Genomic DNA, 814 nt, shown 5'->3' with positions numbered 1-814 from the left:
GAAAATGTTTTGTCATATTCCTTCGATAAAATCTGCGAGATAGCTTGTTGAATCAAACGGTCTGTCACGGTTGGGATACCTAGTAAACGCACACCACCATCTGGTTTCGGGATTTCGACTCGACGTACTGGTTGCGGTTCATAGGTTCCATTCAAAATCTGCGATTTAATAGTTCCCCAATTTTCGAGGATGTGCTGTCGTAAGGTTTGAACGGGCATCATGTCTACTCCATGGCTTCCTTTATTCGCTTCAACTCGCTTTAGCGCTTGTATCATGTTTTGCCGTTCGAGAATTTGATCCAACATCACCATTTCGTTCCTTTCCGTGATTAGCTTATCTTCTTATGCCCATCTGAACTCCACCCTCCGCAAATACCCTCGTGGGATTCACCACTACTTTCTAAGCGTGAGGTTTCTCTGTTTTCTGTGCTTATTTCATTCTAGATGGAAAGCCAAGGGCTAATCTCTCTTAATTGTTTAGTCCTTCCGAGTAATTCTAGACCTACTCGTACTATGACCTCTGCTGACTTCTGATGATTCAGCTACTTGTCCCCAAGTAGGTTATGAAGAGTACTTCACGTTTTCATCAGACCTCCCCGGGTAAGCACATGCACTTTCACACCATCTATCCGTCTCATTTACTAGGTATGACCTTCGACAGAAAGGACTTTGTTTTGTCAGGCAAACTCATCCAGTCATACCTAGCCTTGTATGAGATTCGTGTTCCTCGGACCGGTGTTTTGCCTCCAGCTTCCTTCAGATTCCGCGTCACCACGGACACCCTTGCTCTTGGCTAACCTCTACTTCTGTCTTCG

At 45.0% G+C, this 814-nt stretch carries 1 pseudogene; it reads right to left on the bottom strand.

The features are described 5' to 3' along the window. Nucleotides 1-308 (bottom strand): annotated as a pseudogene (locus tag ACFQU5_RS15960) (group II intron reverse transcriptase/maturase); the annotation flags it as partial. Nucleotides 309-814: the final 506 nt, after the last annotated feature.

It is taken from the genome of Ureibacillus sp. GCM10028918, from assembly GCF_042666115.1.
Lineage (GTDB): Bacteria > Bacillota > Bacilli > Bacillales_A > Planococcaceae > Ureibacillus.
The sequence above is the reverse complement of the archived record's forward strand: the minus strand, read 5'-3'. Positions and strand labels throughout refer to the sequence as shown.